Origin of the sequence: Sphingomonas sp. 28-62-11, from assembly GCF_002278865.1 — a bacterium.
GTDB lineage: Bacteria > Pseudomonadota > Alphaproteobacteria > Sphingomonadales > Sphingomonadaceae > Sphingomonas.
This window is the reverse complement of the sequence record NZ_NCGB01000009.1, coordinates 46,161-72,390: the sequence shown is the minus strand read 5'-3', so window position 1 is coordinate 72,390 and position 26,230 is coordinate 46,161. Positions and strand designations below refer to the sequence as shown.

The window sequence follows — 26,230 nt, the reverse complement described above, 5'->3', positions numbered from 1 at the left end:
TGGCAGGCCTGCCTGATCCAGCTGACGAAAATGACCTTTTCGATCTGGGAAGGCTTAAGATTCTTGGGCACAATTTCGCAGTGCGTTCCAAGCTATTTATTATACTAGCTCTAATAGATTTAGCGATTATAATGTTTATTAGTACGAAACTAGAAATTCCCAATTCTGCTGGGGTTATGGCGGAGACGATTTGTAAAAAGGTAAATCTCAACGTCGCCGAACTGAAGTACTATGTTGGTCTATTTCAATTGGTGATCTTCTCGACACTTAAAGCCGTTGCAATATTCGTTTTTCTAGAATGTATATATACGTTCTATAGATTGGCAGAAACGATACTTGCGGTAATAGAAATCAGGAAATCCTACGTCGAGACCAAGATATCAATCGAACATATAGAGTGATCGTATTTATCAGAAAATAGATTGCGGTCACAGTGCACTAAATCCCAAACCTACCGCACCTCCACGAACCGCTCCCCGTTCTCCAACAGTGCCACAATCTCCGTCCACCGAGGCGCCAACCAAGCCGTCAGTGCCTGGTTCGTTGCATTCCCGCACCGCAGCCACAGCAACGCAAATCGATCGGGCAGGCGGAGCACGACGAAATCCTCGTCCTTGCTGATCAGCACCCCGCCTGCCGCTTCGGCCCGCGCGGCGATCGTCAGGTCGCTGGCATCGAGCAAGCCGATGTCGCGCACATGCACCGCATCATGCCCGCGTTCGCGCAGCCAGAGGCACAGCGCGGGCGGCAGTTGCGCGTCGATCAGGAACTTCATTCGGCGGCGATGACCACCGGGTGATCGGCGAGGCCCGCCGCATAGGCCAGCACCGCGCGCACATCCTCTTCACCGACATAGGGGAAATCGGCGGTGATTTCGGCCGGGGTCGCGCCCCCTGCCAGCATTTCCAGCACATCACGCACCCGCATCCGCGTGCCCGCCACAATCGGACGCCCGCCGCACACGGCAGGGTCGATCGCGATACGGGGATGGCCGGGGAGCGTCATGCGCGCGAAGGTGTCAGGAAATGCTCGAATTTTCAACTAGGGAAGCTTGCGCTAAAGTCCCACCGCCTTCCGCAGCGCTTCGTTCATCCGCGCTTGCCAGCCCGGGCCGCCCTCGCGGAATTTGGCGATCACGTCGGGGTCGATGCGCAGCGTCACCTGCTGCTTTGCCACGCCGCGCACCGGCGGGCGGCCGCGGACCATGCCGTTCGGGCCGAGATAGCCCGTCGCCGGGCGGATCACCTTACCGCCAACGATATAGGCGGCCATCTCGAACATCTCGTCGGTCCATTCGGGCGCATCGTCGGCCGGATCAAGCCAGCCGTCACTGGAGCTTGGATCGGTATTTGGCTTGTTCTCGGTCATTGGCTTTCCTCATCGATATCACGCGTCGCCCGGTCACCGTTTCGGTCCAGATGATCACGATCATGCGACCATCCAGCAGCCCGATCGTGGAGTAGCGCTGCTCCGGATAGGCGAAGCGCGTATCCTCTGCTTCGAACACCGGCCCATTGAACACCTTTGCCGCGTCGGCAAAATCCAGACCGCGCGTCAGCAGGGTTGTACGGCGCTTCGCGGCATCGAAGCTGATCTCCCACTTCCCCATTATGTAACTCCATAAAGTGGCGCGTCAAGGACTCACTGGTATTGTTGGATTTTTCGTGACCATATTCCCTTTTTGTTCTCATGTGCAACCGCAATGATCGACGAAGGGAAGCCCGATGCCCCACCACCGCCACGCCCCGCACCAAACCCGCCACGCCGCCCCTCAGGCCGCACCCGCCCCTCGCACCAGCCTTTGCCTTGGGGAGAAGCACGCATGAGCTATCTCGATCACGCCGCCGCCCCGCGCCCCCGCGCCGAACGCGCCGATGGCTGGACGGCGGAGCGCCAGCGCAGCTTCCTCACCGCCGTTGCCGAAGGCCATACGGTGGAGGCGGCGTGTCGGCTGGTCGGGCTGACGCACCAATCGGCCTATGCGTTTCGCCGGCGCGCGGCGGGGGCGACCTTTGCGCTTGGCTGGCAGGCGGCGACCTTGCTGGCGCGGGAGAAGATCGCCGATGTGCTGCTGGCGCGCGCGCTCGATGGCCAGGTCGAAACAATTACGCGCCCCAATGGCGATACGATCAGCCGCCACCGCTATGATAATCGCCTGGCCAGCGCGATGCTCGCCCGGCTCGATCGGCTCGCCGATGGCCTCAGCAATGATGGTACGCACCACGCGGCGCGGCTGGTCGCGCAGGAATTCGATGCGTTTCTCGATCTGGTCGATCGCGATGAGGGGCCCGCGCGCGCCGGGCTGTTCCTGGGGCTGCGGGCCGCGGGGGAGGCGAGCGATGCCGATCTTGCCCCCATCATCGCGCTCGCCCGCGCCGATCGCTGGTGCCGCACCGGCACCGCACTGGCGGAGGAGGTGCCGGTCGCCGATCTTGATCTTGCTGATCGTGCCGGGTGGACGGCCGATCAATGGCAGCGTGCGGAGGCCGCCGGGCTGGTCGCGCTCGCCGCTTCGCCCGATGAGCGCGGGCGGGCTGGGATCAGCATGCGTGGAGACCGGCAACTTCCGCAACTTTACGATCTGGACGACGACGAATTTGAGGCAGATGACGACGATGCGTTCGCTGAGGATCCGGGCTTTTGCGGCTATGAAGTCAGGTGGTGCGAGCACAGTGCGCGCTACCGCACCGATTTCCCCCCGCCGCCCGATTTCGACGGGGATGAGGACGGCAGTTTCGGCGACGAAAACTACGAGCGCGACCTCACCGAGGCCGAATTGGCAGCGTATCTGATCCGCGAAAAGGCCGAGCGCGAAGAGATGATGGCGGAAGGCCGCGCGGCGGCGCAGGCCTATTTCTTTGGGGAGGCGGGTGAGGGGGATGGGGATGAGGTGGGCGAAGGGGATGTTGAATTGATCCAATCGGACCCGCCTTTCTCCTGCCCTATCCGTCACCCCCGCGAGCCCGACCTTCCCCCTCTCCATCGTCACCCCCGCGAAGGCGGGGGTCCAGCTGCCTTGGCAACGGTCGAGGAAGAAGCTGGATTCCCGCCTTCGCGGGAATGACGGTGGAGGTAGGGGAATGACGGTGGGGGAGGGAGCACCGGCGCGGGCAGCACCCCAACCGTTCCACCCCCGTCCAGCCGCCCCGCAAATCGGCCCGGTCGTTTGCGCCTTTCCCGCGACTAAGTCGTTCTATCCAAACCATTACATGGAGGCTGAAATGAACGACACCAGTTACGATATCCGCACGCTGAACGGCCTGATCGCAACGACGCTCGACAGCGCAGAGGGGTACCGCACGGCAGTGGCCGATACTGAAAGCCATCGCTTCGCCGATATCTTCCGGTCGCGCGCGGCGGAGCGCGAGCAGGTGGTGCAGCAGCTGCGCGGCGAGGTCTCACGGCTCGGCGGCACGCCTGAGGATAGCGGCACGCTGCTGGCTGGCGTGCACCGCGCCTTCCTCAACTTGAAGGCGGCGATCACCGGCAATGATGATGCCGCGGTCGTCAGCACGGTTGAGGAGGGCGAGGATCACATCAAAGCCAAATATGAGGCCGCGATGGCCGATGACGGTGTTTCGGCACCCGTGCAGGCGGTGATCAGCACGGCGTATCAATCGGTCCGCGCCGGGCATGATCAGATGCGCGATCTGAAGCACAGCCTGGTCGATTGATCAGAATTCGCCCTGCTAGGCGACCGCCGCCCGTCGATGCCCGCCCCGGCATTGGCGGGCGGTGCATTATGGGTAGCATGGTTAACGCAACGAAAGCCGCCCCCAAGCATTCACCCCTTCAGTACCCCTGAGGAGAATGTCCATGCGCGCGATTACACTCGGCCTGTTGGCCGCTTCGACCCTGCTGGCCGGTTGCGAAACCTATGGCAATACCGGCGCCGACCCGCGCTACGCCAGCTATAGCCAGTATGATTATAACAATCCCGATCCGCAGTATGGCGGCTATTATGCCGACAAATATTACCGCGAGGATCGCCGCCGCTATCAGGAGCGCCGTCTGGGTGAGAATGACCGCGTGTATCGTGGCCAGGACGGGCGTTACTATTGCCGCCGTCCCGATGGCACGACCGGGCTGGTGGTCGGCGGGATCGTCGGCGGTGTGCTCGGCAATCTGATCGCCCCGGGTGGCTCGAAGGTGCTCGGCACGCTGCTCGGCGGTGCCGGTGGCGCGATTGCCGGTAATGCGATTGACAAGAACGAACAGCGTAACGACGCGCGCTGCCGCTAAGCGGCGCGAATGCCGTGCGGGCCGGGGATAAGTTGCGACACTTTCCCCGGCCGGCCGACATTCTTCAGCGACACGACAAAGGCATTTTTGTTGTCGACCGTTGTTCAGGTCGCAAACCAAGGAGTGAGTTTGATGCGTAAATTTTCTGTCATCGCCGCCGTGCTCAGCGTTGCGGCCATTGCACTTCCCGCGGCTGCCCATGCGCAAACGTCGCAGTCGATCAACCAGCGCCAGGCCAATCTGAGCGCGCGGATCGATCAGGGCGTGCGTTCGGGCGCGCTCAACCGCAACGAAGCGTATCGGCTGCGGACCCAGTTCCGCGCCCTTACCCGGCTCGAGGCCAATTACCGTCGCAGCCGTCCGGGCCTGACGCTGGCCGAGCGGCGCGATCTCGATCAGCGGTTGGATGTGCTGAGCCGCCGGATCCAGGTCCAGAAGCGTGATCGCCAGTATCGCTAAGGTTGGCGGTAACGGCTCGGTTGGGGGGGCTCGCCAGCGATGGCGGGCCCCTTGCGGCTTGTGGGCGGCACGGGCTGTGCTATCCGACGATGAAACAGGGGAGAGAATATCTAGATGCGTAGTTCGATGATCGTCGCCGTCATTCTTGCCGCCACCAGCACATCGGCCATCGCCGCGACGCGCCAATATGGCGGGCTGGCGATCAACGCATCGGGCAGCCGGACTGCTACGGTCGAAACCGGCGATGGCGGGCACCCGAAAATCACGCTGCGGGCGACCAGGACCGGCAAGATCGTCTCGACAATCGATCCCTGTGCGACGTGCAGCTATTCCGGGCTGACCTTCGCAGCCAATGGCTCCTTGGCGTTCCTCGCTCGGGATGCCCGGGCAGGAAACGTCACCCTGCGCGTGGCAAGCGCCGCAGCGGCCGACGCCGTCACGACAATTGCATCGATCCCCGGCATCGCCCAGACGCCGCGCTTCTCCCCCGATGGCAAGCGCATCGCGCTGCTGGTAACGATCGGCGCGGCGAAGGAGGCGGGGGCAGCCCAGGCTGGCGTTCGGCAGGTCGGTGAAATCGGCGAGAAGAATGATGAGCAACGGCTGGCGGTGTTCAACCTGGTCGGGCAGCCGGCACCGGCCGCGTCGATTGAGCCAGTGTCACCCAAGGGTCGCTATATCTACGAATATGATTGGACGCCCGACGGCAAGGGGTTCGTCGTCACCAGCGCGCTTGGCAATGGCGATTCGAACTGGTGGGTCGCAACGCTCGACGCGGTCGATGCAGCGACCGGCGCGGTGCGACAGATCGCCAAGCCCGCCACCCAGCTCAACCACCCGCGCGTATCCCCCGATGGCAAGACCGTCGCCTATATCGGCGGCCTGATGAGCGACTTTGGCGCCATCGGTGGCGATGTGTGGACCGTGCCTTTCGAGGGCGGCGCGCCGGTGAACGTCACCGCGGGGGCAAAGGCAACGGCGACCTCGCTGGACTGGACGAGCGGCGGCCTGCGCGCGACCGTACTGAAGGGCGATCAGGCCCAGATCGTCTCGGTCAGCCCGACAACGGGCTTTTCCGCGCCGCTGTTCAGCCGGCCTGCCAGCTTTGGCGCGGGCGACGGGCGAGCGGTGTTCAGCGCCGATGGCAGGCAGGTCGCAACCGTGGTGCAGGATTACACCACCGCACCCGCCATCTATGCTGGCCCTGTCGGCTCCCCGCGCAAGATCACCAAGGATAATGACACGGTCAAGCCGATCGTCTCGGCCCGTAGCATCACGTGGAAGAATGACGGCTTCGATGTGCAGGGCTGGCTGCTCGCGCCGCTGAACGCTGATCCCGCAAAAAAGGCGCCGATGATCACCGTCGTCCATGGCGGCCCGGCCTCTGCGAGCACGCCCAACTTCATGGAACGCGGCACGAATGCCGATCTGATCGCAGCGGGCTATTATCTGTTCTACCCCAATCCGCGCGGCAGCTATGGCCAGGGCGAGGCGTTCGTGCAGGCCAATCGCCGCGACTTCGGCGGCGGCGATCTCCGCGATATCCTGACCGGCATCGATGCAGTGGAAAAGGTCGCACCAGTCGATGACAACCGGCTGGGCATGATGGGCGGCAGCTATGGCGGCTTCATGTCGATGTGGACCAACACCCAGACCAACCGCTTCAAGGCGATTGTCGCCGGCGCGGGGCTGTCGAACTGGATCAGCTACTACGGTACCAACGGTATCGATCAGTGGATGCTGCCGTTCTTTGGCAAGACGCTGTATGAGGATTACGATGCGTACAAGGCGCCCTCTGCGATCTATTTCATGAAGACCGCCAAGACGCCGACCTTCATCTATGTGGGTGAGCGGGACATCGAAGTGCCGCCGACCCAGTCGGTCGAATATTGGCACGCGCTGAGGGATCTGGGCGTGCCGACCAGCCTGGTGATCTATGCCGAGGAAGGACACGGCATCCGCAGCCCCGCCAATGCCGCCGATCTGCGCAAGCGGACGATTGCGTGGTTCGACAAATATCTGGGCGGGAAGTAAGCGGCGCGGATCAGCGGATCGGTTTGCCGCTGTCCTTCCATTTATCGAGGATGGTCGATTCCGGCAGCGTTGCGGTGGGCGTGTAGCCCGGTTGGGGCAGGCCACTTTGGGCATAGGCAGGCTGGATCAACGCCGCCGACGTGCGGGGTTTAAGTAGCGGTGCTGGGCTGGCTGCGACGATCACCGGTGCGGTGGTTGGCTGGGCAGGGCGGGCATGCGGGCCGGGAAAGGGTTCGCCGCCCATATAGGTTTGCCGAAACGCACCCGGCGTGCCCCAATAGCCCTGCCAACGGTGGAAAAAATGCGCGCCGATCGATGCCGTCATCACCAGCTGCCGGTTCCAGGACGGGGTGACGGCATAGGTGTGGTAATGTGTCGCGGTGCCGACGTTCGCCTCAACGCTGCCTGACAGCATCGCTCCTGCGACGCGCATTGCCCGCAACCAGCTGGCGCGTGCTGGAAGGCGCGCCATCGATCCGTCGCAGGCGTAACTAAACTGGCAGCCGGTGGTGCGTTCGGACCCCTGATAGATTACCCCGCAGACAGTCGCAGGAAACGCGGGATGGCGCACCCGGTTGAGGATCACCTGCGCGACCGCGCGCTGCCCCGCATCGGGTTCGTTGGCGGCTTCATAATAGATCGCCGCCGTCAGGCATTGCAGCGCACGAGCACGATCCGTGGCGCTGGCGCGCCGCATCGAAAAGGGCGCAGCGGGGTGGATCGAGCCATCGGCTGCGCTTGCCAGCGCATCGGCAGGAATCGGTGTGTCTGGAAGTTTGGCGGTGCCGGTTACCCCGGCGGCGGGCGCTGCTTCATCATCGGCGACATAATAAAGTGCTGCACCCGGAAAATGATCCGTCGCTTCATACCCCGTAGGCTTGGCGACGGTGCGCGACTGATGCTGCTGGCTGGCGATGATCGCGCGGATCGCGGCCTGTGCCGAAAAACCAAGGCACACGACAGCTACGACAGCAGCCGCCGTCGCCATCCTTATCTGTTGCCCTGCCCATCGCCGCCAGAACACGCCTGAATACCTTTTGCACCGCCACCGTGCAGCATCGCTACGGCGCCAAGCGCCATAGCCGGTTTCAGAACGCTTCGCGCGGGCAGATTTCGGCCTGTCCCACCGCGAAACGATTGATGGTTAATGTAATTTTCTGGCTATTTGAGCGTCGGCGAGTCCAGCTTGAGCGCCGAGGCCGGGATGAGTTCGAGGCCAGGATAGGCCTTGCGCAGATCATCGATGAACGCCTTGGACTCCCCGACCACGACGATGCTGGCGGTGGTGGGATCAAGCAGCTTGGCTGCTGCTGCCTGCACCGCTGCCGGATCGACGCCCTGGATCCGCGCGGCATAGGTCTGCAGCTCGCTTAGGGACACATCGTCGATGACATAGCCACCGATCAAATTGGCGATTCCACCAGTCGTCTCGGCGGATCGGCCAAAGCCGCCGATCAACACGGCCTTTCGCGTATCCAGTTCAGCGGCAGGCGCCTTTTCGCTGCCGAGGCGCTTCATTTCGGCGACGATCAGCGATACGACTTCGGCGGCGGAAGGATTCTTGGTCTGGGTGCTCGCGCTGATCGGGCCGGGCTGCCGCCGTGCCGCAACCGAGCTGCCGGCCCCATAAGCAAGCCCGCGCTTGATGCGGATTTCCTGGTTTAGCCGCGACGAGAAGCCGACCCCCAGCGTCGCATTGGCGACGGCCGCAGGGTAATAATCGGCATTTTTGCGGGCGATGCCGACGCGCGAGATGACTACGCCTGCCTGACCGGCACCGGGGAAATCGACAACGATCACGCGGGGGGCGGGGTAGGTTTGTTGTGCCACCGATGGCGCTGCCGCAGCACCGGCTGGCGCTTTCCATGCAGCAAAGTTCTTGGCTGCCAGCGCGCGGGCCTGAGTGAGCGTGATATCACCGACCAGCACCAGCGCCGCCCGATCCGGTCGCCAGCTGGCCGCATAGCTGTTGGTCACGTCGGCGCGGGTAACCGCTTTCAGGGATTCTGGTGTGCCCGACAGCAAATGGCCATAGGGCGATCCACCGAATACGGCGCGGGCCGCAACGAACCCGGCGAGGCGGGCTGGGTCCTTCAACTCTACGCCGATCCCGTCGATTGCTTGGGTGCGTGCTCGATCGATTTCGTCCTGCGCAAAGGCAGGGTTCATCGCAACATCCGCAAGGATCGCCATGGCGGGCAATGCCTGATCCGATTTCACTGCAACGCTCACCGATGCGCCGTCCCAATCGGCGTCGCTGCTGATCGATCCGCCAAGTGATTCAATCTGGCGGGCGATATCGGTTGCCGAACGGGTCTTCGTGCCCTTGGTGAGCAGTGCCGCAGCGAGATTGTTCAGTCCGGCGCGATCGGCCGGATCAGCAGCGCCACCACCGGGTGTCGCCACTACGGTGGCGGAAATCAGCGGCAGATCATGCTTTTCGACCACGATGACGCGCAGTCCATTGGCGAGCCGCGTCTCGACGGGGGTCGGGATGGCAGCGGCGATGGGCGCGCCAGCTGCAGGCGGCAAGATGCGCTCGGCGGCTGTGGCGGGCGTGAAGACCTGAATATCGGCGGGTGCGGCGAGCGCGGCAACTTGCACCGTCGGTGCCACGTCAATCGCATCGCCCTTTGGCCCGCCGGGCGTGGCGGGGAGATAGCGTACCGTCGCTGATCGATTCTCAGCCAGGTATCGGCGTGCGACGCGCTGGACATCGGCGGCGGTTACCGCGGCAAGCGCCGTCAGCTGGCGATCAGCAGCGCGGGGATCGCCATCAATGATCACTGCGCTGGCGATGGCCGATGCCTTGCCGTCTGCGGTCTCGCGCTGGCTGATCGCGCCGGTGAGCAGCTGGTTTTTCGCTTCGGTCAGCTCGGCGGCAGAAACCGGCTTGTCGCGAATGCGGGCGATCTCCGCCTTCAGCCCAGCCTCGCCCGCTTCGACCGTCTTGCCGCCCGCCAGGATCGCATAGACGGCAAACGCACCGGTCGACTGTTTGGAATCGAGGAAGGTACCTGCTGCCTGCGCGGTCTGATCGCGGTAGACCAGCGATTCATAGAGGCGTGAGCTTTCCCCGGCGGACAGGATCGCGTTCAGCACCGCCAATGGCGCGGAATCGGGGTGGCGGTCGGCGGGAATTGGATAGCTCATGATGATCGCCGGCAGCGGGGTGTTATCTTCATACACCGTCCGCGTGATCGCAGCGGTCCGTTCGGGCTCAGTCACGGTAACGCGCGGGATCGGGCGATCAGGCTTTTTGATGCCTGCGAAATACTGATCGATCCAGGCATCGAGCTGCTTAGGATCGAAATTGCCCGCCACCACCAGCACGGCATTGTCGGGCCGGTAATAGGTCGCGTGGAACGCGCGGACATCGTCGATCGATGCGGCTTCCAGATCGGCGATACTGCCAATGCCGGGACGGGCATAAGGATGCGTGGTATACGAAATTTCGGGGAAGTAGAGCGAGAAGAGTTTGCCATAAGGCTGGGCGAGCACGCGTAGCCGCAATTCTTCCTTCACGACATCGCGTTCGGACGCGAAGGTCGTCGGCTCGACGACCAGCGTCGCCATCCGGTCAGCTTCCGCAAACAGCAACCGCTGGAGGTGGTTGGCGGGTACCGTCTGGTAGTAATTAGTGTAATCGTCATTCGTCGATGCGTTGTTGAAGCCGCCGACATCCTCCGTCAGGCGATCGAACTGTTCGGGCACCAGATTGCGTGTCGCCTTGAACATCAGATGTTCGAACATGTGGGCAAAGCCCGATTTGCCCTTGGGATCGTCCTTGGATCCGACGTCGTACCAGACTTGCACGGATACAGTCGCGGTGCCGGTATCGCGGATCGCATAGACGCGCAGGCCATTGGCAAGCGTGCGTTCGGTATAGGCGATCGGCTTTACGGCCGTGGTTGCCGCCCTAGGCAGCCGGGTGGTCTTTGCCTGCGAGGTGAACGGCAGAGCGGCAACGCTGAGGAAAAGGGCGGCACGTGCGAAATGCATGCGATTACTCCGGCAGGAAGAAGGGCAGGTCAGGCAGACGGCAATCGGTCAGTCGCGGTCTTTGCGACCGCTGCGGGCATAGAGCAGCGCCGCCGCCAGCGCGGCCGAACCGATGCCGATCCCGATGCCGATCGGCACGAGCGGCCATTTGCCTTCCTTGGCCTTGGCCTGTTTCTCCTGATCGGTAACCTCGGCGGCTTCGCGCACGCGCTTGGCGGCATGGGCTGCCGCTTCGATTTCGTTCATCTCGGCCATGTTACTCTCCTCACCGCCGTTACGCTCGGGCTATTCAAGCGCCAGCATAGTCCGTTCTGAAGCCTTGCGCGAAGCTTGTCAGCCTTTGTTCTGCAATGGCGCGACGCAAATCATCCATCAACGTCTCATAAAACCACAGATTATGCTCGGTCATCAGCATCGCGCCGAGAATTTCGGCGGATCGCACCAGATGATGGAGATAGGCGCGGCTCCACCCCTTGCACACCGGGCACGCGCAGCTTGGATCGATCGGGCCGAGATCCTCGGCGAATTTCGCGTTGCAGATGTTAATGGCGCCGTGCCGGGTAAAGGCCTGGCCAGTGCGGCCCGACCGGGTCGGCAGTACGCAATCGAACATATCGATACCGCGCTCCACCGCGCCGACGATATCGTCGGGCTTGCCAACCCCCATCAGATAGCGCGGCTTATCTTCAGGTAGCTGGCCCGGTGCGAAATCGAGGCACGCGAACATGGCCGGCTGGCCTTCGCCCACCGCCAGGCCCCCAACGGCATACCCATCAAAGCCGATCTCGATCAGCGCGTCGGCGCTCGCCTTGCGTAAGCGTTCATCAAGCGCGCCCTGCTGGATGCCAAAGATCGCTGCGCGTTCGGCATGCGCGCCGCCGCCATCGAACGCGGCGCGGGATCGCTTCGCCCAGCGCATCGACCGCGCCATGGCAGCCTGCTGTACCTCGGGCGTTGATGTGGTGGGCACTAGCTCGTCGAACGCCATGACGATGTCCGATCCGAGCAGCCGCTGGATCTCGATCGACCGTTCGGGCGATAGGGTATGGCGGCTGCCGTCAAGGTGCGACTTGAACGTCACCCCATCCTCGCTGCGGGTAGTGAGATCGGACAGGCTCATCACCTGATAGCCGCCACTGTCGGTCAGGATCGGGCGGTCCCAACCCATGAAACCGTGCAGACCGCCCAGTTTGGCCACGCGCTCGGCACCGGGGCGCAGCATCAGGTGATAGGTGTTGCCCAAAATAATGTCCGCCCCGCTGGCGCGGACATCGGCGGGCTTCATCGCCTTCACGGTTGCTGCAGTGCCCACCGGCATGAAAGCAGGCGTGCGGATGATGCCGCGCTGCATCGCGATCTGCCCGGTCCGGGCGCGCCCGTCGGTGGCAGCAATCGTAAACGCAAACCGCTCGTTCAAGCCACTGCCTCGCGTGGCTGCCTGAGCAGGAAATCGGTTACTTCACCCGGCGAATCAAACACCATATCGGGCATTAACGCGGTCAGGATCGCGCGATTGGCATAGCCCCACATCACAGCAGCTTTATCGACGCCGACCTTGTTCGCCGCCACGATGTCCCGCGTTTCATCGCCGATCGCGATGACATGTTCCTTGTCGACGTTGAGCTTGCGCAGCACGCGCCGGAACCGGCGGGCCTTGCCGAACAGCGATGCGCCGCATTCGAACATCTCAATCTTCGCGACGATTTCCGGCCCCAGGATTGCGCGGACATTGCCCTCGGCATTGGAGGTGACAATCGCGATGCGCACCCCACTCGCCACCAGTTCCGCGATCATTGCCTCGACGCCGTCAAACAGCACGATCCGATCAGTCTCGCTGGCGAGCCGTTTGTGAATATGGCGCGCAATAGCCGGGATTTTCCAGCGTGGGATTCCGAGATATCGGACAACTTCACGACTCGTCCGGCCGCGTAGCCCCTCGATCTCGGCCGGATCGACCTTGCGAAATCGAAACCGCTCGGCAAGATCGTCGGCAATCGACAGGAACCAATCGCCGCTATCGGCCAGCGTGCCATCGAAATCGAAAATCGCGAGCTGATAGCGCGGGTCGTGGCCTGCACCAGCGGTGGCAGGCGCGGTCATGGCACGGGTCGCCCACGCCGTCCGCGCCCATCCAGCCCGCGCCCGATTTGCCCACGCGCGCTGTCCAGCGTCAGCAGTTCGCTGCGGACGAGCACCCCGTCCTTGTTGCGATCAAGCCGCGTAAAGGTCCGGTCGATCTGCGCGGAAAGTTCGGCAAGCGTGATCCGGTTATCGGCGTCGGTATCGGTTTCGTAGGCGCTGGGCAGCGCATTGCGATCGCCCAGCCAGCGTTCCGCCCATTCGGACAGGCCGATATAGCCAATCGATCCTGGCGTGGTCGTTTCGACCGTTGCAAAGCTGCGGGCGACGCCTGCCTGGGCTTCCGCCCGCGTAACGCGCGCATCGCCATCGGCATCGGTCGCACCGAGGAACAGCGCAACCGGCTCGGCCATGATCGTCGCACTGGGCGGCTGGGTGATCGGTGGCACCCGCGGTTGCACAGCAGCATCCGGTGCGCGTTGGGCCGCCGCCGGTGCAAGTGCCCCCATCGCGACGATGCAGATCATTGCAGCAACAAGCCGCATGCCAGGCCTTTCGGGGGAGGATCGTCGGGGCAGAGCCATTACGGATGAGCGATAGCCGCCTTTGGGGGCGTTGGCATAGCCTGCTTGGCGCGATCGGCGGCTTCGGGCGTCATTTTTCACCCGGATTGGTCTCGACCAGCGCGATTCACGTGCCGCTGGTCGATCGGTGCGGCAGCAACAGGCTCGCATCGCCGTAGGAATAGAACCGGTAGCCGCTGGCGATGGCATGGGCATACGCTGCCTGCATCGTCTCCAGCCCCATCAGGGCGCTGACCAGCATGAACAGCGTCGAGCGCGGCAAATGGAAATTGGTGATCAGTCCGTCGATGCCGCGAAACTGGTAGCCGGGGGTGATGAAGATCGACGTATCGCCCTCGAACGGCTCGATGATGCCATCAGCGCGGGTGGCGCTTTCGATCAGGCGCAAGCTTGTCGTGCCGACCGAAATCACGCGATTGCCTGCAGCGCGCACAGCGTTCAAACGGTCGGCGGTATCGGCGTCGATCCGCCCCCATTCGGCATGCATCGCATGATCAGCGGTGTCATCGGCCTTGACCGGCAGGAAAGTGCCTGCGCCGACATGGAGCGTCAACGTGGCGTGGCCGATCCCCGCTGAATCAAGCGCCGCCATCAGATCGGGCGTGAAATGCAGGGCCGCGGTCGGGGCGGCAACGGCGCCTTTTTCCCGCGCGAACATCGTCTGGTAATCATCGGCATCGCGCGCATCGGTGGGGCGCTTGGCGGCGATATAGGGGGGCAGGGGCATCCGGCCGACCCGGTCGAGCAGCAACTCGACGGGCTCTTCCCCCAGAAAATCGAGCGCGAAGCTGCCATCCGCACCGCGGTCGCTGGCGATGGCTACTGCATCGTCACCGAATTCAATGACATCGCCATCGTGGAGCCGCCTGGCATTACGGATGAAGGCACGCCACCGACGTGGCCCTTCGCGCTTATGGAGCGTCGCGCCGATGCGGGAATCGCCGCGCCGCCCTTCTAGCTGGGCGGGGATCACCCGGGTATCGTTGAACACCAGCAGGTCGCCGGGGTTCAGCAGTCGCGGGAGTTCATTGACGATGCGATCGTCAAGGCCAGCAGGCGAAACCGACAGCAGCCGAGCCGAGTCGCGCGGCGCGGCAGGCCGAAGCGCGATGCGGTCGGTGGGCAGGTCGAAATCAAACAGATCCACTTTCACGGCGAACAACTTTCAGCCATGACGAAAAATGTCGCCTGCGATCAGCGCGGGGTCTTTTTCGCAGCAGTCTTGGCTTTGGCCGGCGCGGGCGCGGGGGATGGCGCCTTCATCGGCAAGGTGACCGGTGCGCCGAGATCGGCTGCGGGGGTTACTGGCGTCGGATTGAAGGGCGGTGGCCCGTCTGCTGCGATATAGGCGTGGACGATCCGCGAGGGATTGGCCGGCGGTTCGCCGCGCTCGATGGCATCGACATAGGCCATGCCCTCGAGCACACGGCCAAACACCGTATATTTCCGGTCGAGCTTCAGCGTTGGCTGGAAAACGATGAAGAACTGGCTGTTTGCACTGTCTTCACTGGATGCACGAGCGGCTGATACGGCGCCCCGAACATGCGGCAGATAGTTAAACTCGGCTTTCAGGTCAGGCAGGTCGGACCCGCCCGTGCCATCGCCCTTGGGGTCACCCGTCTGCGCCATGAAGCCGTCGATCACGCGGTGGAACAACAGGCCGTCATAAAAGCCCTTGCGGGTTAGCGTCTTGATTCGTTCGACCATCAGTGGTGCCACGTCAGGCCGGAGCCAGATGACAACACGGCCGCCGGTCGACAGATCGAGATACAGCAGGTTCTGCTTGTTGTTGAAATCGGACACCGGCGCTCGCCCGGCCACTTCGGCCTTGATGAGCTGCGCGCTCGCGGGAAAAATCATCAGGCACCCAATCAGGATACCCAGGGCGGCAGTCATCAGGCTGGCAATAAAACGCATCACATCCCCGCACAAAAGCGATTTGAACGGCGCTTAGAACAAATCCGGCATTGCGCCAATCTGAACATCGCAGCCAGATCGAAACAGCGGCCGCAAGGTGGGCGCGTCAGCTGCCCTTGCGGCCGATCCGATTCACGCGCGCCACCACCTCGTCATTGACGGCGGGGGGCACGAATTTATGGATATCGCCACCGAACATCGCGATTTCCTTCACCAATCGTGACGCGATCGGCTGCAGTGCAACGTCTGCCATCAGGAACACGGTTTCGATCCGGTTGTTCAGCTGCTGGTTCATCCCAGCCATTTGATACTCATATTCGAAATCGGCTACCGCACGCAGGCCGCGCACGATAACGCCGGCACCTTCCCGCTCGGCAAAGTCCATCAGCAGCGAATCGAAGCTGACGACGTGAATCTCGCCACCGACATCGGCCACTTCGCGCTTCACCATCGCCATGCGTTCGTCGATCGTGAACATCGGTGATTTGCTGGGGTTCGTGGTCACGCCGATCACGAGCCGGTCGACCAGCTTCGCGCCGCGCCGAATGATGTCCATATGGCCCAGCGTCACGGGATCAAAGGTGCCGGGGTATACCCCGGTGCGGACGCTCACCGATCACGCTCGAGCGTGTAACGGGCAATGTCACGCAGCAGATCAGCCTCGGGACCATAGAACTGGAGATGGGCGACGGCCTGTTCAACCAGCAACCTGGCCTGTTCGCGCGCACGATCGACACCGAGCAGCGACAGGAACGTTTCCTTGCCGGCGGTCTGATCCTTGCCGACGCGCTTGCCCATCTTTTCCTCTTCACCCTCATAATCGAGCAGATCATCGGCAATCTGGAACGCCAGGCCGACATCGCGGGCATAGCCGCGAAGACTGGTGCGGGCTTCGGCGGGTGCCTTGCCAAGGATGGCCCCGGCCTCAACCGAACTCGCGATCAGTGCGCCGGTTTTCATGGCCTGCAGCCGCGTGATCGTCGGCAGGTCGAAGCTGGCCTTTTCGGCTTCGATGTCCATCATCTGGCCGCCCGCCATGCCAGTGGGACCAGCAGCGCGGGCAAGATCAAGGACGAGCTCGGCGCGGACAAACGGATCGGCATGCGTTTCCACATCGGCGAGCACCTCGAACGCCAGCGCGTGCAGGCAATCGCCTGCCAGGATCGCTGTGGCCTCGCCGTAGACCTTGTGGACGGTGGGCTTGCCGCGGCGCAGATCGTCATCATCCATTGCTGGCAGATCATCATGGATCAGCGAATAGACATGGATGCATTCGATCGCGATCGCCGCGCGACCGGCACATTCGCGGTCAACGCCGAACAACTGTGCCGTGGCATAGACCAACAGTGGCCGCAGCCGCTTGCCGCCGCCGATCGCGGCATGCCGCATCGCTCTATACAGATCGGCCCGGGGATCGTCGGGGATTGCCAGCAACTGATCGAACCGGCGATCAATTTCTGTCGAAACTTCGGAAAGTGCCGCCTTCAGCGACAACGAGGCTTGCGCCATGATAATATCAGCCCGCCGCAAAGGGAGTGGTGCCGACCGGTCGCCCGTCGCTATCGAGCCGAATGGCTTCGATCCGGGCCTGCGCTGCATCCAGCCGGTCGGCACAACGCTGGCGGAGCTGGCTGCCGCGCTCGTATAGAGTGATCGAACTGTCGAGCTGTTCGTCCCCGCTCTCAAGCCGGGCGACGATGCGCTCCAGCTCTTTCAGGGCGTCTTCAAACGACAAATCATCAATGGCAACGGCGGCATCCATGGTGCCGCTATGGGGCAGGGGGGCAACGAGGGTCAAGAAGCAGAGCGGGCGGAAATGCATTGGTGTGGCCGTTGACCGTGCTGTCGCAACGAAATCGATCGTCGACGGGCAATCACTCGCTCCCTTTTTGGAAGATCGGACGTTGTAAGGGCGGGACAGGGGCGACAGTAGACGGCGTTGCGGTTCATGCGGTCGAAAAACTTGCATGAAACCCTGATAAATTGACTTGATAGGGCAAAATCGTCGCGATGGGCTTGGCGCGCTTTATGGCAACGGGTTAGGCTCACATGAGTTCATTCAAGGGAGCAAACAGCATGCGAATCGCAATCATGGCAGGCGCGGCATTGGCAGTGATCGGCATGGGCGGCTGTGCCTCTGGAGCCAATGATATGGGGGCGCAGCTTCCGGCGGGCAGGATCGCAGTGGCATCGTTGCTGACCGCCGCTGGAACCCCCGTCGGCAGGTCGACGGCGCGCGAAGTAACCGGGGGCCTTCGGGTTACGATCGATGCGACCGGGCTGCCGGAAGGCACCCACGGCGCCCATATCCATACCACCGGACGCTGCGACGGTCCGGATTTCATGACGGCGGGTGGTCACTGGAACCCGGCGGGCACCCAGCACGGATCGCTTAACCCGGCTGGCCCCCATGAAGGCGATCTGCCGAACATCATCATCGGTACCGATGGGCGCGGCACGCTGGGCGTGCTGGTCCCCGGCGGCACGCTTGACGGGTTGCTCGATGCCGATGGCGGCGCGATGGTGATCCACGCCGCCGCCGATGACATGATGACCGATCCATCGGGCAAGAGCGGCGCGCGGATTGCGTGCGGGGTGTTCTCAGTCAACTAGGGCGTTGATCTCTCCTTCCAGTCAGGCGACCATAATCATATGTTCGACTGGGCGTTCGGGTTCGACCTTGAACCCGAACCGTCCGACCAGCCCTACAACGGCGTTTTCCGATAGCGGTTGATAGAATTGGCAGGCGGCACTGAAATCGTCCGACCAAATGACTTCGGCTTTACGGGCGGGCTGATCGGGCAATTGTAACCATAGCACCGTGCCGCGGGGCAATGCAGTAAAGGTTGCTAGTCGGGCACCGTGGCACGACAGGTCGGCGATCCGACAGATTTATCGCCAATTACTGTTCCCCGTCATCGTCGCGGGAATGTCGACATCAATTCTTGGGCTGCGGCGATTTTCGTTGGGCTTGATCAAGATTTCGACAGAAAACATAAGTAACGGGCTCCCAGCAACTTGCTGCCCGATTGTCATCCGCGAAGCGTTAAGACACAGTTGACCATCGCATTAAATCGGTTCTCCCGCGTCCCGTGCACGTGCTTTTCGGTTCGCTTCTGCTTTGGGAACAAGGCGATAAGCGAAAATTGCTGCCGTTACCGTGATCGGCACGGTACATAATAGTGTAATTACGCCGATCGACAGGCTTCCAGACAGCGTCGAAATTCGACCCGCAAGATAGGGCCCCATTGCCAGCCCCATCAGCGTGGTGCCGATCAGGAAGGTGCCCGTTGCCGTCCCGCGCATCCGGGGCAGCACCAGATCTTGCGTCGTCGCTGCAGCCGCGCCAAGCGCGCAGCTTGCCAGTGCCTGAGCAGGGAAAAGCATGATGTAGAAAAGCGTGATGTCAGTGGTGGTGAACGCCGTCAGGATTGCGATCCACGGCACGCCGGCGCCGAAGATCACCACGAGCAGCCGACCAGCCGGGTTATTGCGGCGAAGGCGATCAGCGATGATGCCGCCCACAGTGACGCCCAAAAAGCCGGACATCGCACCCATGCCGCCGATGATGAAACCGGCCGTCCCCGGCGCTGCACCCAGAACGCGGATCGCATAGGGTGCTGCCCAGAAGGTGACTGAGTAGCTGAGAAAGGCGTTCAGCCCGTAAGCAACGACCACGCACAAAAACGCCGGGTTGCCGATGATGAGTGCAAAGGTGGGCGGATCGCGGCGTCGCAGCGCGCTGGCCCAGGAAAAAACGGCATACACGCCGATGCCAACCGCGAGCCACTGCGGCGCTGGCTCGCCCAACGCGATCAACCCCGCGACAATACCGGAGACGATCGCCAGGCCGATTACATTAGTGATGAACGACCGGAGCCCGCCTTGCGCAGCGCCGATGAGGGTCAACGGGGGTACGATCGTCAAGAGATCGGCGAAAAAGGCACGGAAGGGGGCAGGATGCGGTACGGGTGGTGGAAGCCCCTCCGATTGGCCACGGATGGGTTCGCGCAACGTCGCGATCACCAGCGCGAGCAGCAATCCGGGTAGGCCGACGATCATGAACGCCGCCTGCCAGCCGACCAACCCCAGCGGACCGCCGCCGGGATAGGCATTATTCCAGCTCGACACGATCAGCCCGCCAATGCCCAGCGAAATGCCGCCGCCGACGTACAGCCCTGCTGAATAGATCGCGAGCGCGGTGGCCCGCAGCCGCCGGGGGAACCAGTCCGAGATCAGCGAATAGGCCGATGGCGCCGCGGTTGCCTCGCCAATACCAACGCCGACGCGCGCGCCAGCCAGCATCGCCCCGCTTTTGGAAAAGCCCGACACGACTGTCATCGCCGACCACAATGTCAGCCCAAAGGTCAGCAGGCGCACCCGATGCCAGTTGTCCGCCAGCCGCCCGAGTGGAATGCCGAACAGCGCATAAAAGACGCCGAACGCGGTGCCGTAAAGGAATCCCAGATCCTCATCGCGCAAGCCAAGGTCGCGTTTGATGTCTTCCGCCAGGATCGAGATGATCTGCCGATCGACGAAATTCAGCACATAGACGATGAACAGGATGGCGAGGACATACCAAGCGTAGCGCGGTGCCTGGGGCTCAATGCCCGGTTGCGCGTCAGCCATGTTCGTCCCCTAATCACTAAACACTGTTTCCACCGCGCTAGCAGAGCGATGCGCCGATGCGGAAGCGATATTGTTCGGTCGAGGAGCGCGATGGCGGTTCAGCCGTGCATGGGCCAGCGATCGACCGGCTCGTACCGCGCGCCGTCCCGCGTTAAATGGCTTTCGAACAGGGTGACGTGCGTGAAAGGGAAGGGCGCACTGGCGAGCCCCGCCTGGGCAGCGATGAACGCATCAATCTCGCCTTCGACCGCCAGGCCGCGCGCCAGCCTCGCCAGCGTGATATGCGGTAGATAGGCGCGCCCCTCAGCGGGCAACCCAAGGGCGATCAGGGCATGATCGACCTTCTTGTGCAGCCGGGCCAGCGCCTCGCCCGGTGACACACCGGCCCAGATCGCATCGGTGCGTCCCTGCTTTTCGAACCGGCCAACGCCTTGCAGCGCGACAGTAATCGCAGGGGCGTGGAGGCGCGCCATCGCCAGCGCGACGTCCTCGGCGGTGCGGTGGTCGACTTCGCCGATATACCGCAACGTCAGATGGAGCTGATCGTCGGTCTGCCAGCGTGCGCCGGCGATGCCCCCCATGATGGCGATCAGAGCGGCGCGGATCTCGCGCGGTGGGCGCAGGCCAACGAACAGGCGGTGCATCATGGGGCCGCCATGCCGCCCAGCAACAATCCAGACAACCGGTTTCGCTTGAAAATGAACCGGGGAGCGCCGATATTCTCGCTATCCGGTTTTTTGCCGGGAAAAGGAGTTTATTCGAAATGGCTAACTGGTCTGATCCCCGGCCGAACGCTGCGGCTTTCGCAAGCGGCGCTGGCGTCCGCGGCGCTGCGTATGACGCTGGGCTGCGGTCCTATATGCTGTCGGTCTATAATTACATGACGTCGGGCATTCTGCTCACCGGCATCGTCGCGCTCGGCTTCGCCGCCAGCGGCATGGCGGCGCAGGTATTTGGCGGCGCCGGCCTGCTGAAATATGTCTTCATGCTCGCCCCGCTCGGCTTCGTCTTCGCGATGAGCTTTGGCCAGGGCCGCATGTCGATGGGCACGCTGCAGGCAATGTTCTGGGGCTTTGCCGTCGCGATGGGCCTGTCGCTCTCGACGATCTTCCTCCAGTACACCGGTACCTCGATTGCGGGTGCGTTCTTCGCGACCGCCGCCGGTTTCGCAGGCCTCAGCCTGTGGGGCTACACGACGAAGAAGGATCTGTCGGCATTCGGCACCTTCCTGATCATGGGTCTGGTCGGCCTGATCGTCGCCAGCCTCGTCAACCTGTTCCTCCAGTCGGGCCCGCTCTCGCTGGTGATCAGCATGGTCGGCGTGCTGCTGTTCGCAGGCCTCACGGCTTACGATACGCAGAAGGTGAAGAGCATGTATGCCGCCGTTGCCGGCACCGAGTATGAAGGCCGCACGGTCATCATGTCGGCGCTGACGCTGTACCTCGACTTCATCAACATGTTCCTGTTTATCCTGCGTCTGTTCGGCAGCAGCCGCGACTAGGCACCAGGACAACCCCTGAACATCGGCCCGGCGGGGAAACTCGCCGGGCCTTTTGTTTGTTCTCACGATCTCTCCAGCCTCCAGCTCCCCGGGAAATTGAATGCGCCTCGCGATAGACGTCATGCTGGATTACTGGATTGAGGACGCAGCGGATGTTTTGCTGCAGATCGAGGTCGCAGCGTTGCCGGATCAGAAGCTCGAGCTGCAGGACCTCAAGGTCTGGACCGATACGCCGCTCGTCGCGGTGATCGGCGAAGACGGGATCGGCCAGCGCTGTCTGGCGCGGGGCACCGGCAGTTTCCGCGCGGAATATCATGCCGTGGTATCGATCGACCGGCCAACGGTCGACATCTCGACGCTCGCCGCTGCCCCGCCGCGTGCGTTGCCCGGGGAAATCATTTCGTACCTGCTCCCCAGCCGTTACTGCGAGTCAGACCGGTTCGAAGGCTTTGTCCATGCCGAATTCCGCGGGCTTGAAGGTGGCGCGATGGCGGTCGCGATACGCGATTGGGTGCACCACAATCTGCGCTACGAAGGCGGCACGAGCAGCGGCGTGACGACGGCGATGATGACGTTTGCCGATCGCCGCGGCGTTTGTCGGGATTATGCCCATCTGATGTGCGCGCTGGCGCGGGCAGGGGGCATTCCGGCGCGCTGTGTTTCTGCCTATGCCCCCAATGTCGAGCCGCAGGATTTTCATGCGGTATGCGAAGTCTGGCTGGCCGATGGCTGGCACCTGATGGACCCGACGGGGATGGCGGGCTGCGATGATCTTGCCCGTGTGGCCGTCGGCCGCGATGCCACTGATATCGCCTTCATGACGGTTTTTGGGCGCACGGTGATGAACGATCAGCAGGTGCAGGTGCGCCTGATTTAGGAACAGGCCCGCTCCCGGTTCGTTGACGGATTACAACGAATTGGGAGAGCGATTGTGACCGACACGCCAGAACATGCCAAAACTAAACCCGAAAGCGACGCCGTCCGGGCCGTTGCGACCGATCCGCGCCAGCAGGCTGGCCAGGACGAATCGATTGTCGAGCGGCTTGCTCGTGATCCGGCATCGCCCCAGGCCAAGCTTGATCGAGCGCTCGACGAATCGATGGACGCCTCCGATCCGCCGTCGCAAACGCCACCCGGCAGCAACACCCAGCCCGCGCCGTCATCGGGCTTTGATGAGAATGTAGAGGCGGCGCTTCGTTGTAAATGACGGCGGCGCTCCTGCCATTTGCGTCGGTGCGATACTGCGTTGCAAAATGATCTTGCCGAACATTATGTCAAATATCATTCTGCGGCATTGTTAAGGATGCTGTTAACCATGTTGGCGCATGTTTCGAATCGATCGAGGCAAGCGAGGTCAGGATGAGGCGATGAGTGCAAGGATGAAGCCAGCCGCCGGTGCCATGGCATTGGCCGAAATGAAGGAGTTCGCCGGGTTCAGCGCGGCGACCCAGCGCTACATCCGGCGTTCGCTCGACATTGGCCTTGATCGCGAAGATGCGATGGAGCGCTGGTCGCGCGACGTGGTGGAGGCCGCCAGCATCCGTGCGCAATCCCGCCTTTATGATCGCCTGCCTGATATCCGCGCGATGATCCCCGATGATAGCGGTCTCGAATCGGTCGAACAGTTTCTGGGACCACTCGTCACCGTCAGCGCGTTTGATCTGGGGCAGGGTCGGCTGACGACCTTTGCCTGCTATCGGTTCCTGTACGAACGGTTGATCGGGGCGCAGATCAGGCCTTGGTTGCCGGGGGCGTTTTGTGCGGCCGCCGCGCTGCCGAACCTCCACCCCGAGATGCGCCGACAGTTGCTGCAGTCGATCAGCGAGGCCGCCGCCACCGCATCGGGCTGGTCGAATCGCCAGCCGTCGTTCTTCCCGCATTGGGTCGAAAAAGTGGATAGCACCGCGCTGCCGAGCTGATCTGGTCGAAACGGTTGCTCACCCGCGCATCGCGGCATCCATCGCTTCGGTGGTGACCGGGTAACCAAGCCCCTCGGGAATACACAGCAGCGTTTCGCCGTCGCGTGTTTCCACCCAGGGCGTCACCACTGTCACCGGATGGTCGCGGGCATGGGCCACGGCTTCGGTAAAGCTGTCAAACTGCGCCAGCCGCTCGAGATTGCGCCGCGTGGGGAAGATGATTGCCGCACGACCAGCATCAGCCTCGTCAATCACCCCTTGCGCACTCATCCAGAAAACGCGGCTATTCTCGGTTGCATCGACGATCGGATCGGGTGCGTCGTCGGGCAGGGCTGCCAGAAAAAACAGCGTGTCGAAAATCCGCATATGCGCGTGGGCGGGGCGCCAGCGCGCAAAGGCGATCAGCGCGGCCAGATCGAGCGTTAATCCATGGCCGGCCAGCAAGGCGCCAAAGGGTTCGCCCGCGTGCAGGCCGCGCCGCAGATCGGCCAGCTGGGTGGCATTGGGGATAGGTGACAGGCCAACCGCGATCCCGGCCTCCTCAATTGTTTCGCGAATGGCCGCGATCCGTGCCGCGCCATAGTCGTCATCGGGGGCGTGCACGCTGGCGAGCGCATAATCTTCGGGGTCGATCCGCCCGCCAGGGAATACTAGGGCGCCACCGGCAAACACCATCGCGCGGGCGCGTTCGACGATCAGCAGCTCGGGCGGGCCCGCCGCTGAATCGCGGAACAGGACGAGCGTTGCCGCCGGGATTGCCTCGGCGATCTGCGCCTCATCGACGGGTGTAAAGGGAACGGGATCATGGGCCATGACGCAACCGTAGATCAGAACCCCGCACTATCCTACCGCCTTGGCATCAGACGTCCGCCATCAGGCGGCGATGGCCAGCTGGTCGCGGCCACCTGCTTTTGCCCGGTACAGCGCATCATCGGCCTGGCGCATGATCTGCAGTCGCGTCTTCGATCCGTCGATCAGCGCGAGCCCCGCGCTGACGGTAATCGATACGGCGATGCCGCCGGGCGCGCGGGTAATGTCTTGCGCCACGGCGATTCGGAGTCGGTTACAGATGTGCGATGCTTGGGCCACATCGACGCCGTTCAGGATCAGTCCGAACTCTTCGCCGCCCAGCCGCGCCACATGGTCACCCGCGCGCAGCGTGCGCAGGGCTGCGGCGGCAAAGGTCTCGAGCACCATATCGCCCACGGCATGGCCATGCGCATCATTCACGCGCTTGAAGAAATCGATGTCGAAGATGGCGACGCAGCTCGGCGCCGCACCACTGCGTCGATCATCGATCCGGCGATCGAGCAGACCGTCAAACGCGCGGCGGTTGCCAAGACCGGTAAGGGAATCGGTGGTGGCAGCGTGCGCAAGCCTGAACTCCAGCGATTTCCTTTGCGAGATGTCACGGATCGCGCTGACCCAGCCGGTCGGCACGCCGTCGACGAAGACGCCGCGGATGTTCGCTTCGAACCAGCGCATTTCGCCATTGGCGACTGAGGCGCGATATTCGGCCGATGAGGGCAGATCGGGTTGCTGGATCGCCTGTCGATAGGCAGCAACGACCGCGGCTTCGTCCTCGGCCCCCATCAGGTCGTGCGGGCGACGGCCGATCAGTTCAGCGGCTTCAAAGCCAGTAATCTCGCGAACCGACGGTGATGCATAGCTGATCACGCCGTTCATATCGAGCCGCAGGATGATGTCCGTCGCCGCTTCTGTAATCAGCTTGTAGGCCGATTCGCTGTCCGCCAATTGCCGAAAGATCACCTTGCGCTGCTTCAGCACGGCAGACACCGGCAGCACCGTCATCACCGTGACGGCCAAATAGACTTGGAACAACTGCGCCTGCCGCGTCAACGTTTCTCCGGCCAGGCTCATCGGCCCGTTGCCGAGCAGCGTTTCGGTACCGCCGATGATCGTCAAGATAACAATCGCCGTCGCCACCCCGGTGCGATCGAGCACGAAGGCGATGATGATCAGCGGCAGGGTCAGCGTGAACAAGAGCGGCATGTGATTGACGGTGAATACCGCGAGCGTCGCCACCACCATGATGGCGAGCAGAACGATCGCTTCGATGATCTGGCGTCGATTGGCGGCCTTGATCGCGCGTGAAAACTCGCCGCTCAACAGCAGCGTGAAGATCGGCGCGAACGCCAGCGTGCCCAACCCGTGTCCGGCAAACCAGGCTAGCCCCTCTTTCGTTGCCGACATGCCCGTCAGCCCAGCGACGACCAGCCCGGCCGGTACCGACGATATCGCTGTGGCCAGACAGCAACCAACCAGCGCAAAGATGCTGACGCCGCTAAGTGAATCGAGATAGGTTTTGCGGTAGCCCAACCGGCTGATCAGCGCGGCACCAATCACCGCCTCGCCGATATTCACAATCACCAAGGGCGCTGCTGCCACCCAGCCAAAACCGAAAAGGCCGGTCGCCATAAAGCTGGCAATGCCGCAGGCGAGCAGCGTCGGCATCCAGCGATCGCGTGACAGCGTCATCAATTCGGCCACCAGCAGTGCGGTCGCCAGCCACAGCACCGCTACGCCACCTTCGAACCGCGTCAGGACGATCATCGATGTGGCGGCAACGAAGTAGCCGATGCCGACTAGGCAGGCGCGCTGGTAAGGATGACCGGAAACTATCGCGCGCACTCCAACCGCAGGATCGACGCGCGTATCCTAGGATGCTTTGGTTAAGCGATCGTATCGAGGGAACGAAAGGTTGCTGTTATGGTGGGAAATTCCCCGCCTCGAAATGCGATGGCGGGGGCCTTCGGTCACCGTCCTAATGAGAATTCAAGCGCGTTTTGCGTCGCAGATCGTTGCTGCCAAGTGATCGTGACAGCCGTCGCCTTATGGTCGAT

At 62.8% G+C, this 26,230-nt stretch carries 30 protein-coding genes and 1 pseudogene; 11 read left to right on the top strand and 20 right to left on the bottom strand.

The window, feature by feature from the left end; translation table 11 throughout:
• On the top strand, positions 1-401 hold a 401-nt coding region (locus B7Y49_RS04400), incomplete at its 5' end, for a hypothetical protein (protein ID WP_374126358.1).
• A 50-nt stretch (positions 402-451) separates the two neighbouring features.
• On the opposite strand, the gene B7Y49_RS04395 is transcribed toward B7Y49_RS04400, so the two are convergent.
• Genes B7Y49_RS04395 through B7Y49_RS04380 form a run of 4 tightly spaced genes read right to left on the bottom strand, consistent with a single transcriptional unit; the run spans position 452 to position 1,609 of the window.
• Positions 452-775 carry a DUF5615 family PIN-like protein gene (locus tag B7Y49_RS04395; RefSeq protein WP_374126357.1) on the bottom strand — a complete coding sequence of 108 codons (324 nt, stop codon included), beginning with the start codon at positions 773-775 and terminating at the stop codon, positions 452-454.
• Entirely contained in the window at positions 772-1,005 is a 234-nt protein-coding gene (locus B7Y49_RS04390) for a DUF433 domain-containing protein (RefSeq protein WP_374126356.1), read from the bottom strand. The genes B7Y49_RS04395 and B7Y49_RS04390 overlap by 4 nt, the downstream gene beginning before the upstream one ends.
• 51 nt (positions 1,006-1,056) lie before the next feature.
• Positions 1,057-1,368, bottom strand: coding sequence for a BrnA antitoxin family protein (locus tag B7Y49_RS04385; RefSeq protein WP_374126355.1), 312 nt, complete (start codon positions 1,366-1,368; stop codon positions 1,057-1,059).
• Positions 1,328-1,609 carry a BrnT family toxin gene (locus B7Y49_RS04380; RefSeq protein WP_374126354.1) on the bottom strand — a complete coding sequence of 94 codons (282 nt, stop codon included), beginning with the start codon at positions 1,607-1,609 and terminating at the stop codon, positions 1,328-1,330. Before B7Y49_RS04380 ends, B7Y49_RS04385 begins: the two co-directional genes overlap by 41 nt.
• Before the next feature lie 213 nt (positions 1,610-1,822).
• Between B7Y49_RS04380 and B7Y49_RS04375 the strand changes: the two genes are divergently transcribed.
• From B7Y49_RS04375 to B7Y49_RS04355, 5 genes are all read left to right on the top strand, one after another.
• Entirely contained in the window at positions 1,823-3,064 is a 1,242-nt protein-coding gene (locus B7Y49_RS04375; RefSeq protein ID WP_374126353.1) for a hypothetical protein, read from the top strand.
• A 157-nt stretch (positions 3,065-3,221) separates the two neighbouring features.
• Positions 3,222-3,674, top strand: coding sequence for a PA2169 family four-helix-bundle protein (locus B7Y49_RS04370; protein ID WP_374126352.1), 453 nt, complete (start codon positions 3,222-3,224; stop codon positions 3,672-3,674).
• Positions 3,675-3,816: 142 nt separating this feature from the next.
• Positions 3,817-4,242 (top strand): glycine zipper 2TM domain-containing protein, encoded by a 426-nt coding sequence (locus B7Y49_RS04365; protein ID WP_374126351.1) that lies wholly within the window; start codon positions 3,817-3,819, stop codon positions 4,240-4,242.
• Positions 4,243-4,374: 132 nt separating this feature from the next.
• Positions 4,375-4,701: a hypothetical protein gene (locus B7Y49_RS04360; protein WP_374126350.1), complete on the top strand. Its 327-nt coding sequence runs from the start codon at positions 4,375-4,377 to the stop codon at positions 4,699-4,701.
• A gap of 114 nt (positions 4,702-4,815) precedes the next feature.
• Complete coding sequence (locus B7Y49_RS04355) at positions 4,816-6,735, top strand: S9 family peptidase (RefSeq protein ID WP_374126349.1); 1,920 nt, start codon at positions 4,816-4,818, stop codon at positions 6,733-6,735.
• Between the two features lie 10 nt (positions 6,736-6,745).
• Here B7Y49_RS04355 and B7Y49_RS04350 read toward each other — a convergent pair whose 3' ends face one another.
• From B7Y49_RS04350 to B7Y49_RS04300, 11 genes and pseudogenes are all read right to left on the bottom strand, one after another.
• Positions 6,746-7,723 carry a cell wall hydrolase gene (locus B7Y49_RS04350; RefSeq protein WP_374126348.1) on the bottom strand — a complete coding sequence of 326 codons (978 nt, stop codon included), beginning with the start codon at positions 7,721-7,723 and terminating at the stop codon, positions 6,746-6,748.
• Positions 7,724-7,896: 173 nt separating this feature from the next.
• Positions 7,897-10,737, bottom strand: coding sequence for a pitrilysin family protein (locus tag B7Y49_RS04345; RefSeq protein WP_374126347.1), 2,841 nt, complete (start codon positions 10,735-10,737; stop codon positions 7,897-7,899).
• Between the two features lie 48 nt (positions 10,738-10,785).
• On the bottom strand, positions 10,786-10,992 hold the full coding sequence (locus B7Y49_RS04340) for a hypothetical protein (RefSeq protein ID WP_374126346.1): 207 nt from the start codon (positions 10,990-10,992) through the stop codon (positions 10,786-10,788).
• Positions 10,993-11,026: 34 nt separating this feature from the next.
• Positions 11,027-12,154: a tRNA guanosine transglycosylase gene (gene tgt, locus B7Y49_RS04335; protein WP_374126345.1), complete on the bottom strand. Its 1,128-nt coding sequence runs from the start codon at positions 12,152-12,154 to the stop codon at positions 11,027-11,029.
• Positions 12,151-12,837, bottom strand: coding sequence for an HAD hydrolase-like protein (locus tag B7Y49_RS04330; RefSeq protein WP_374126344.1), 687 nt, complete (start codon positions 12,835-12,837; stop codon positions 12,151-12,153). Before B7Y49_RS04330 ends, tgt begins: the two co-directional genes overlap by 4 nt.
• Positions 12,834-13,361 (bottom strand): EF-hand domain-containing protein, encoded by a 528-nt coding sequence (locus tag B7Y49_RS04325; RefSeq protein ID WP_374126343.1) that lies wholly within the window; start codon positions 13,359-13,361, stop codon positions 12,834-12,836. The genes B7Y49_RS04330 and B7Y49_RS04325 overlap by 4 nt, the downstream gene beginning before the upstream one ends.
• Before the next feature lie 145 nt (positions 13,362-13,506).
• Positions 13,507-14,553 carry an S-adenosylmethionine:tRNA ribosyltransferase-isomerase gene (gene queA, locus B7Y49_RS04320; RefSeq protein ID WP_374126342.1) on the bottom strand — a complete coding sequence of 349 codons (1,047 nt, stop codon included), beginning with the start codon at positions 14,551-14,553 and terminating at the stop codon, positions 13,507-13,509.
• A gap of 206 nt (positions 14,554-14,759) precedes the next feature.
• Positions 14,760-15,260, bottom strand: a pseudogene (locus B7Y49_RS04315) (peptidylprolyl isomerase); the annotation flags it as partial.
• 163 nt (positions 15,261-15,423) lie between these two features.
• Positions 15,424-15,930: a pantetheine-phosphate adenylyltransferase gene (gene coaD / locus B7Y49_RS04310; protein ID WP_374126341.1), complete on the bottom strand. Its 507-nt coding sequence runs from the start codon at positions 15,928-15,930 to the stop codon at positions 15,424-15,426.
• A complete protein-coding gene (locus B7Y49_RS04305) occupies positions 15,927-16,826 on the bottom strand; it encodes a polyprenyl synthetase family protein (RefSeq protein ID WP_374126340.1) in 900 nt (299 codons plus the stop codon). The genes coaD and B7Y49_RS04305 overlap by 4 nt, the downstream gene beginning before the upstream one ends.
• A 7-nt stretch (positions 16,827-16,833) precedes the next feature.
• On the bottom strand, positions 16,834-17,079 hold the full coding sequence (locus tag B7Y49_RS04300) for an exodeoxyribonuclease VII small subunit (protein ID WP_374126339.1): 246 nt from the start codon (positions 17,077-17,079) through the stop codon (positions 16,834-16,836).
• 314 nt (positions 17,080-17,393) lie between these two features.
• Between B7Y49_RS04300 and B7Y49_RS04295 the strand changes: the two genes are divergently transcribed.
• Positions 17,394-17,930 (top strand): superoxide dismutase family protein, encoded by a 537-nt coding sequence (locus B7Y49_RS04295; protein WP_374126338.1) that lies wholly within the window; start codon positions 17,394-17,396, stop codon positions 17,928-17,930.
• A 21-nt stretch (positions 17,931-17,951) separates the two neighbouring features.
• On the opposite strand, the gene B7Y49_RS04290 is transcribed toward B7Y49_RS04295, so the two are convergent.
• From B7Y49_RS04290 to thpR, 3 genes are all read right to left on the bottom strand, one after another.
• Positions 17,952-18,200: a hypothetical protein gene (locus B7Y49_RS04290; protein WP_374126359.1), complete on the bottom strand. Its 249-nt coding sequence runs from the start codon at positions 18,198-18,200 to the stop codon at positions 17,952-17,954.
• Positions 18,201-18,386: 186 nt separating this feature from the next.
• Positions 18,387-19,946, bottom strand: a complete 1,560-nt coding sequence (locus B7Y49_RS04285) for an MFS transporter (protein WP_374126337.1) — start codon at positions 19,944-19,946, stop codon at positions 18,387-18,389.
• A gap of 98 nt (positions 19,947-20,044) precedes the next feature.
• Positions 20,045-20,593, bottom strand: a complete 549-nt coding sequence (thpR, locus tag B7Y49_RS04280) for an RNA 2',3'-cyclic phosphodiesterase (protein ID WP_374126336.1) — start codon at positions 20,591-20,593, stop codon at positions 20,045-20,047.
• 116 nt (positions 20,594-20,709) lie between these two features.
• On the opposite strand from thpR, the gene B7Y49_RS04275 reads away from it, so the two are divergent.
• The 4 genes from B7Y49_RS04275 (at position 20,710) to B7Y49_RS04260 (ending at position 23,366) form a co-directional block, all read left to right on the top strand.
• Positions 20,710-21,447 carry a Bax inhibitor-1/YccA family protein gene (locus tag B7Y49_RS04275; RefSeq protein ID WP_374126335.1) on the top strand — a complete coding sequence of 246 codons (738 nt, stop codon included), beginning with the start codon at positions 20,710-20,712 and terminating at the stop codon, positions 21,445-21,447.
• Between the two features lie 100 nt (positions 21,448-21,547).
• Positions 21,548-22,324 carry a transglutaminase family protein gene (locus B7Y49_RS04270; protein ID WP_374126334.1) on the top strand — a complete coding sequence of 259 codons (777 nt, stop codon included), beginning with the start codon at positions 21,548-21,550 and terminating at the stop codon, positions 22,322-22,324.
• A gap of 54 nt (positions 22,325-22,378) precedes the next feature.
• Complete coding sequence (locus B7Y49_RS04265; protein WP_374126333.1) at positions 22,379-22,654, top strand: hypothetical protein; 276 nt, start codon at positions 22,379-22,381, stop codon at positions 22,652-22,654.
• 160 nt (positions 22,655-22,814) lie between these two features.
• A complete protein-coding gene (locus B7Y49_RS04260) occupies positions 22,815-23,366 on the top strand; it encodes a hypothetical protein (RefSeq protein WP_374126332.1) in 552 nt (183 codons plus the stop codon).
• 18 nt (positions 23,367-23,384) lie between these two features.
• Here B7Y49_RS04260 and B7Y49_RS04255 read toward each other — a convergent pair whose 3' ends face one another.
• Complete coding sequence (locus B7Y49_RS04255) at positions 23,385-24,179, bottom strand: NUDIX hydrolase (RefSeq protein WP_374126331.1); 795 nt, start codon at positions 24,177-24,179, stop codon at positions 23,385-23,387.
• Positions 24,180-24,239: 60 nt separating this feature from the next.
• The gene (locus tag B7Y49_RS04250) at positions 24,240-26,018 is read right to left on the bottom strand and encodes a diguanylate cyclase (protein WP_374126330.1); all 1,779 of its coding nucleotides are present in this window, start codon (positions 26,016-26,018) and stop codon (positions 24,240-24,242) included.
• Positions 26,019-26,230: the final 212 nt, after the last annotated feature.

Excerpts from the sequence above, each read along its gene's own strand:
- B7Y49_RS04325 (WP_374126343.1), bottom strand. The coding sequence starts at position 13,361 with ATGCGGCTTGTTGCTGCAATGATCTGCATCGTCGCGATGGGGGCACTT.
- thpR (WP_374126336.1), bottom strand. The coding sequence starts at position 20,593 with ATGATGCACCGCCTGTTCGTTGGCCTGCGCCCACCGCGCGAGATCCGC.
- B7Y49_RS04360 (WP_374126350.1), top strand. The coding sequence starts at position 4,375 with ATGCGTAAATTTTCTGTCATCGCCGCCGTGCTCAGCGTTGCGGCCATT.
- B7Y49_RS04300 (WP_374126339.1), bottom strand. The coding sequence starts at position 17,079 with ATGGATGCCGCCGTTGCCATTGATGATTTGTCGTTTGAAGACGCCCTG.
- B7Y49_RS04365 (WP_374126351.1), top strand. The coding sequence starts at position 3,817 with ATGCGCGCGATTACACTCGGCCTGTTGGCCGCTTCGACCCTGCTGGCC.
- B7Y49_RS04380 (WP_374126354.1), bottom strand. The coding sequence starts at position 1,609 with ATGGGGAAGTGGGAGATCAGCTTCGATGCCGCGAAGCGCCGTACAACC.
- B7Y49_RS04275 (WP_374126335.1), top strand. The coding sequence starts at position 20,710 with ATGGCTAACTGGTCTGATCCCCGGCCGAACGCTGCGGCTTTCGCAAGC.
- B7Y49_RS04390 (WP_374126356.1), bottom strand. The coding sequence starts at position 1,005 with ATGACGCTCCCCGGCCATCCCCGTATCGCGATCGACCCTGCCGTGTGC.
- B7Y49_RS04375 (WP_374126353.1), top strand. The coding sequence starts at position 1,823 with ATGAGCTATCTCGATCACGCCGCCGCCCCGCGCCCCCGCGCCGAACGC.
- B7Y49_RS04295 (WP_374126338.1), top strand. The coding sequence starts at position 17,394 with ATGCGAATCGCAATCATGGCAGGCGCGGCATTGGCAGTGATCGGCATG.
- B7Y49_RS04305 (WP_374126340.1), bottom strand. The coding sequence starts at position 16,826 with ATGGCGCAAGCCTCGTTGTCGCTGAAGGCGGCACTTTCCGAAGTTTCG.
- B7Y49_RS04260 (WP_374126332.1), top strand. The coding sequence starts at position 22,815 with ATGAGTGCAAGGATGAAGCCAGCCGCCGGTGCCATGGCATTGGCCGAA.
- B7Y49_RS04350 (WP_374126348.1), bottom strand. The coding sequence starts at position 7,723 with ATGGCGACGGCGGCTGCTGTCGTAGCTGTCGTGTGCCTTGGTTTTTCG.
- B7Y49_RS04285 (WP_374126337.1), bottom strand. The coding sequence starts at position 19,946 with ATGGCTGACGCGCAACCGGGCATTGAGCCCCAGGCACCGCGCTACGCT.
- B7Y49_RS04355 (WP_374126349.1), top strand. The coding sequence starts at position 4,816 with ATGCGTAGTTCGATGATCGTCGCCGTCATTCTTGCCGCCACCAGCACA.
- B7Y49_RS04370 (WP_374126352.1), top strand. The coding sequence starts at position 3,222 with ATGAACGACACCAGTTACGATATCCGCACGCTGAACGGCCTGATCGCA.
- B7Y49_RS04340 (WP_374126346.1), bottom strand. The coding sequence starts at position 10,992 with ATGGCCGAGATGAACGAAATCGAAGCGGCAGCCCATGCCGCCAAGCGC.
- B7Y49_RS04345 (WP_374126347.1), bottom strand. The coding sequence starts at position 10,737 with ATGCATTTCGCACGTGCCGCCCTTTTCCTCAGCGTTGCCGCTCTGCCG.
- B7Y49_RS04395 (WP_374126357.1), bottom strand. The coding sequence starts at position 775 with ATGAAGTTCCTGATCGACGCGCAACTGCCGCCCGCGCTGTGCCTCTGG.
- B7Y49_RS04330 (WP_374126344.1), bottom strand. The coding sequence starts at position 12,837 with ATGACCGCGCCTGCCACCGCTGGTGCAGGCCACGACCCGCGCTATCAG.
- B7Y49_RS04270 (WP_374126334.1), top strand. The coding sequence starts at position 21,548 with ATGCGCCTCGCGATAGACGTCATGCTGGATTACTGGATTGAGGACGCA.
- B7Y49_RS04255 (WP_374126331.1), bottom strand. The coding sequence starts at position 24,179 with ATGGCCCATGATCCCGTTCCCTTTACACCCGTCGATGAGGCGCAGATC.
- B7Y49_RS04385 (WP_374126355.1), bottom strand. The coding sequence starts at position 1,368 with ATGACCGAGAACAAGCCAAATACCGATCCAAGCTCCAGTGACGGCTGG.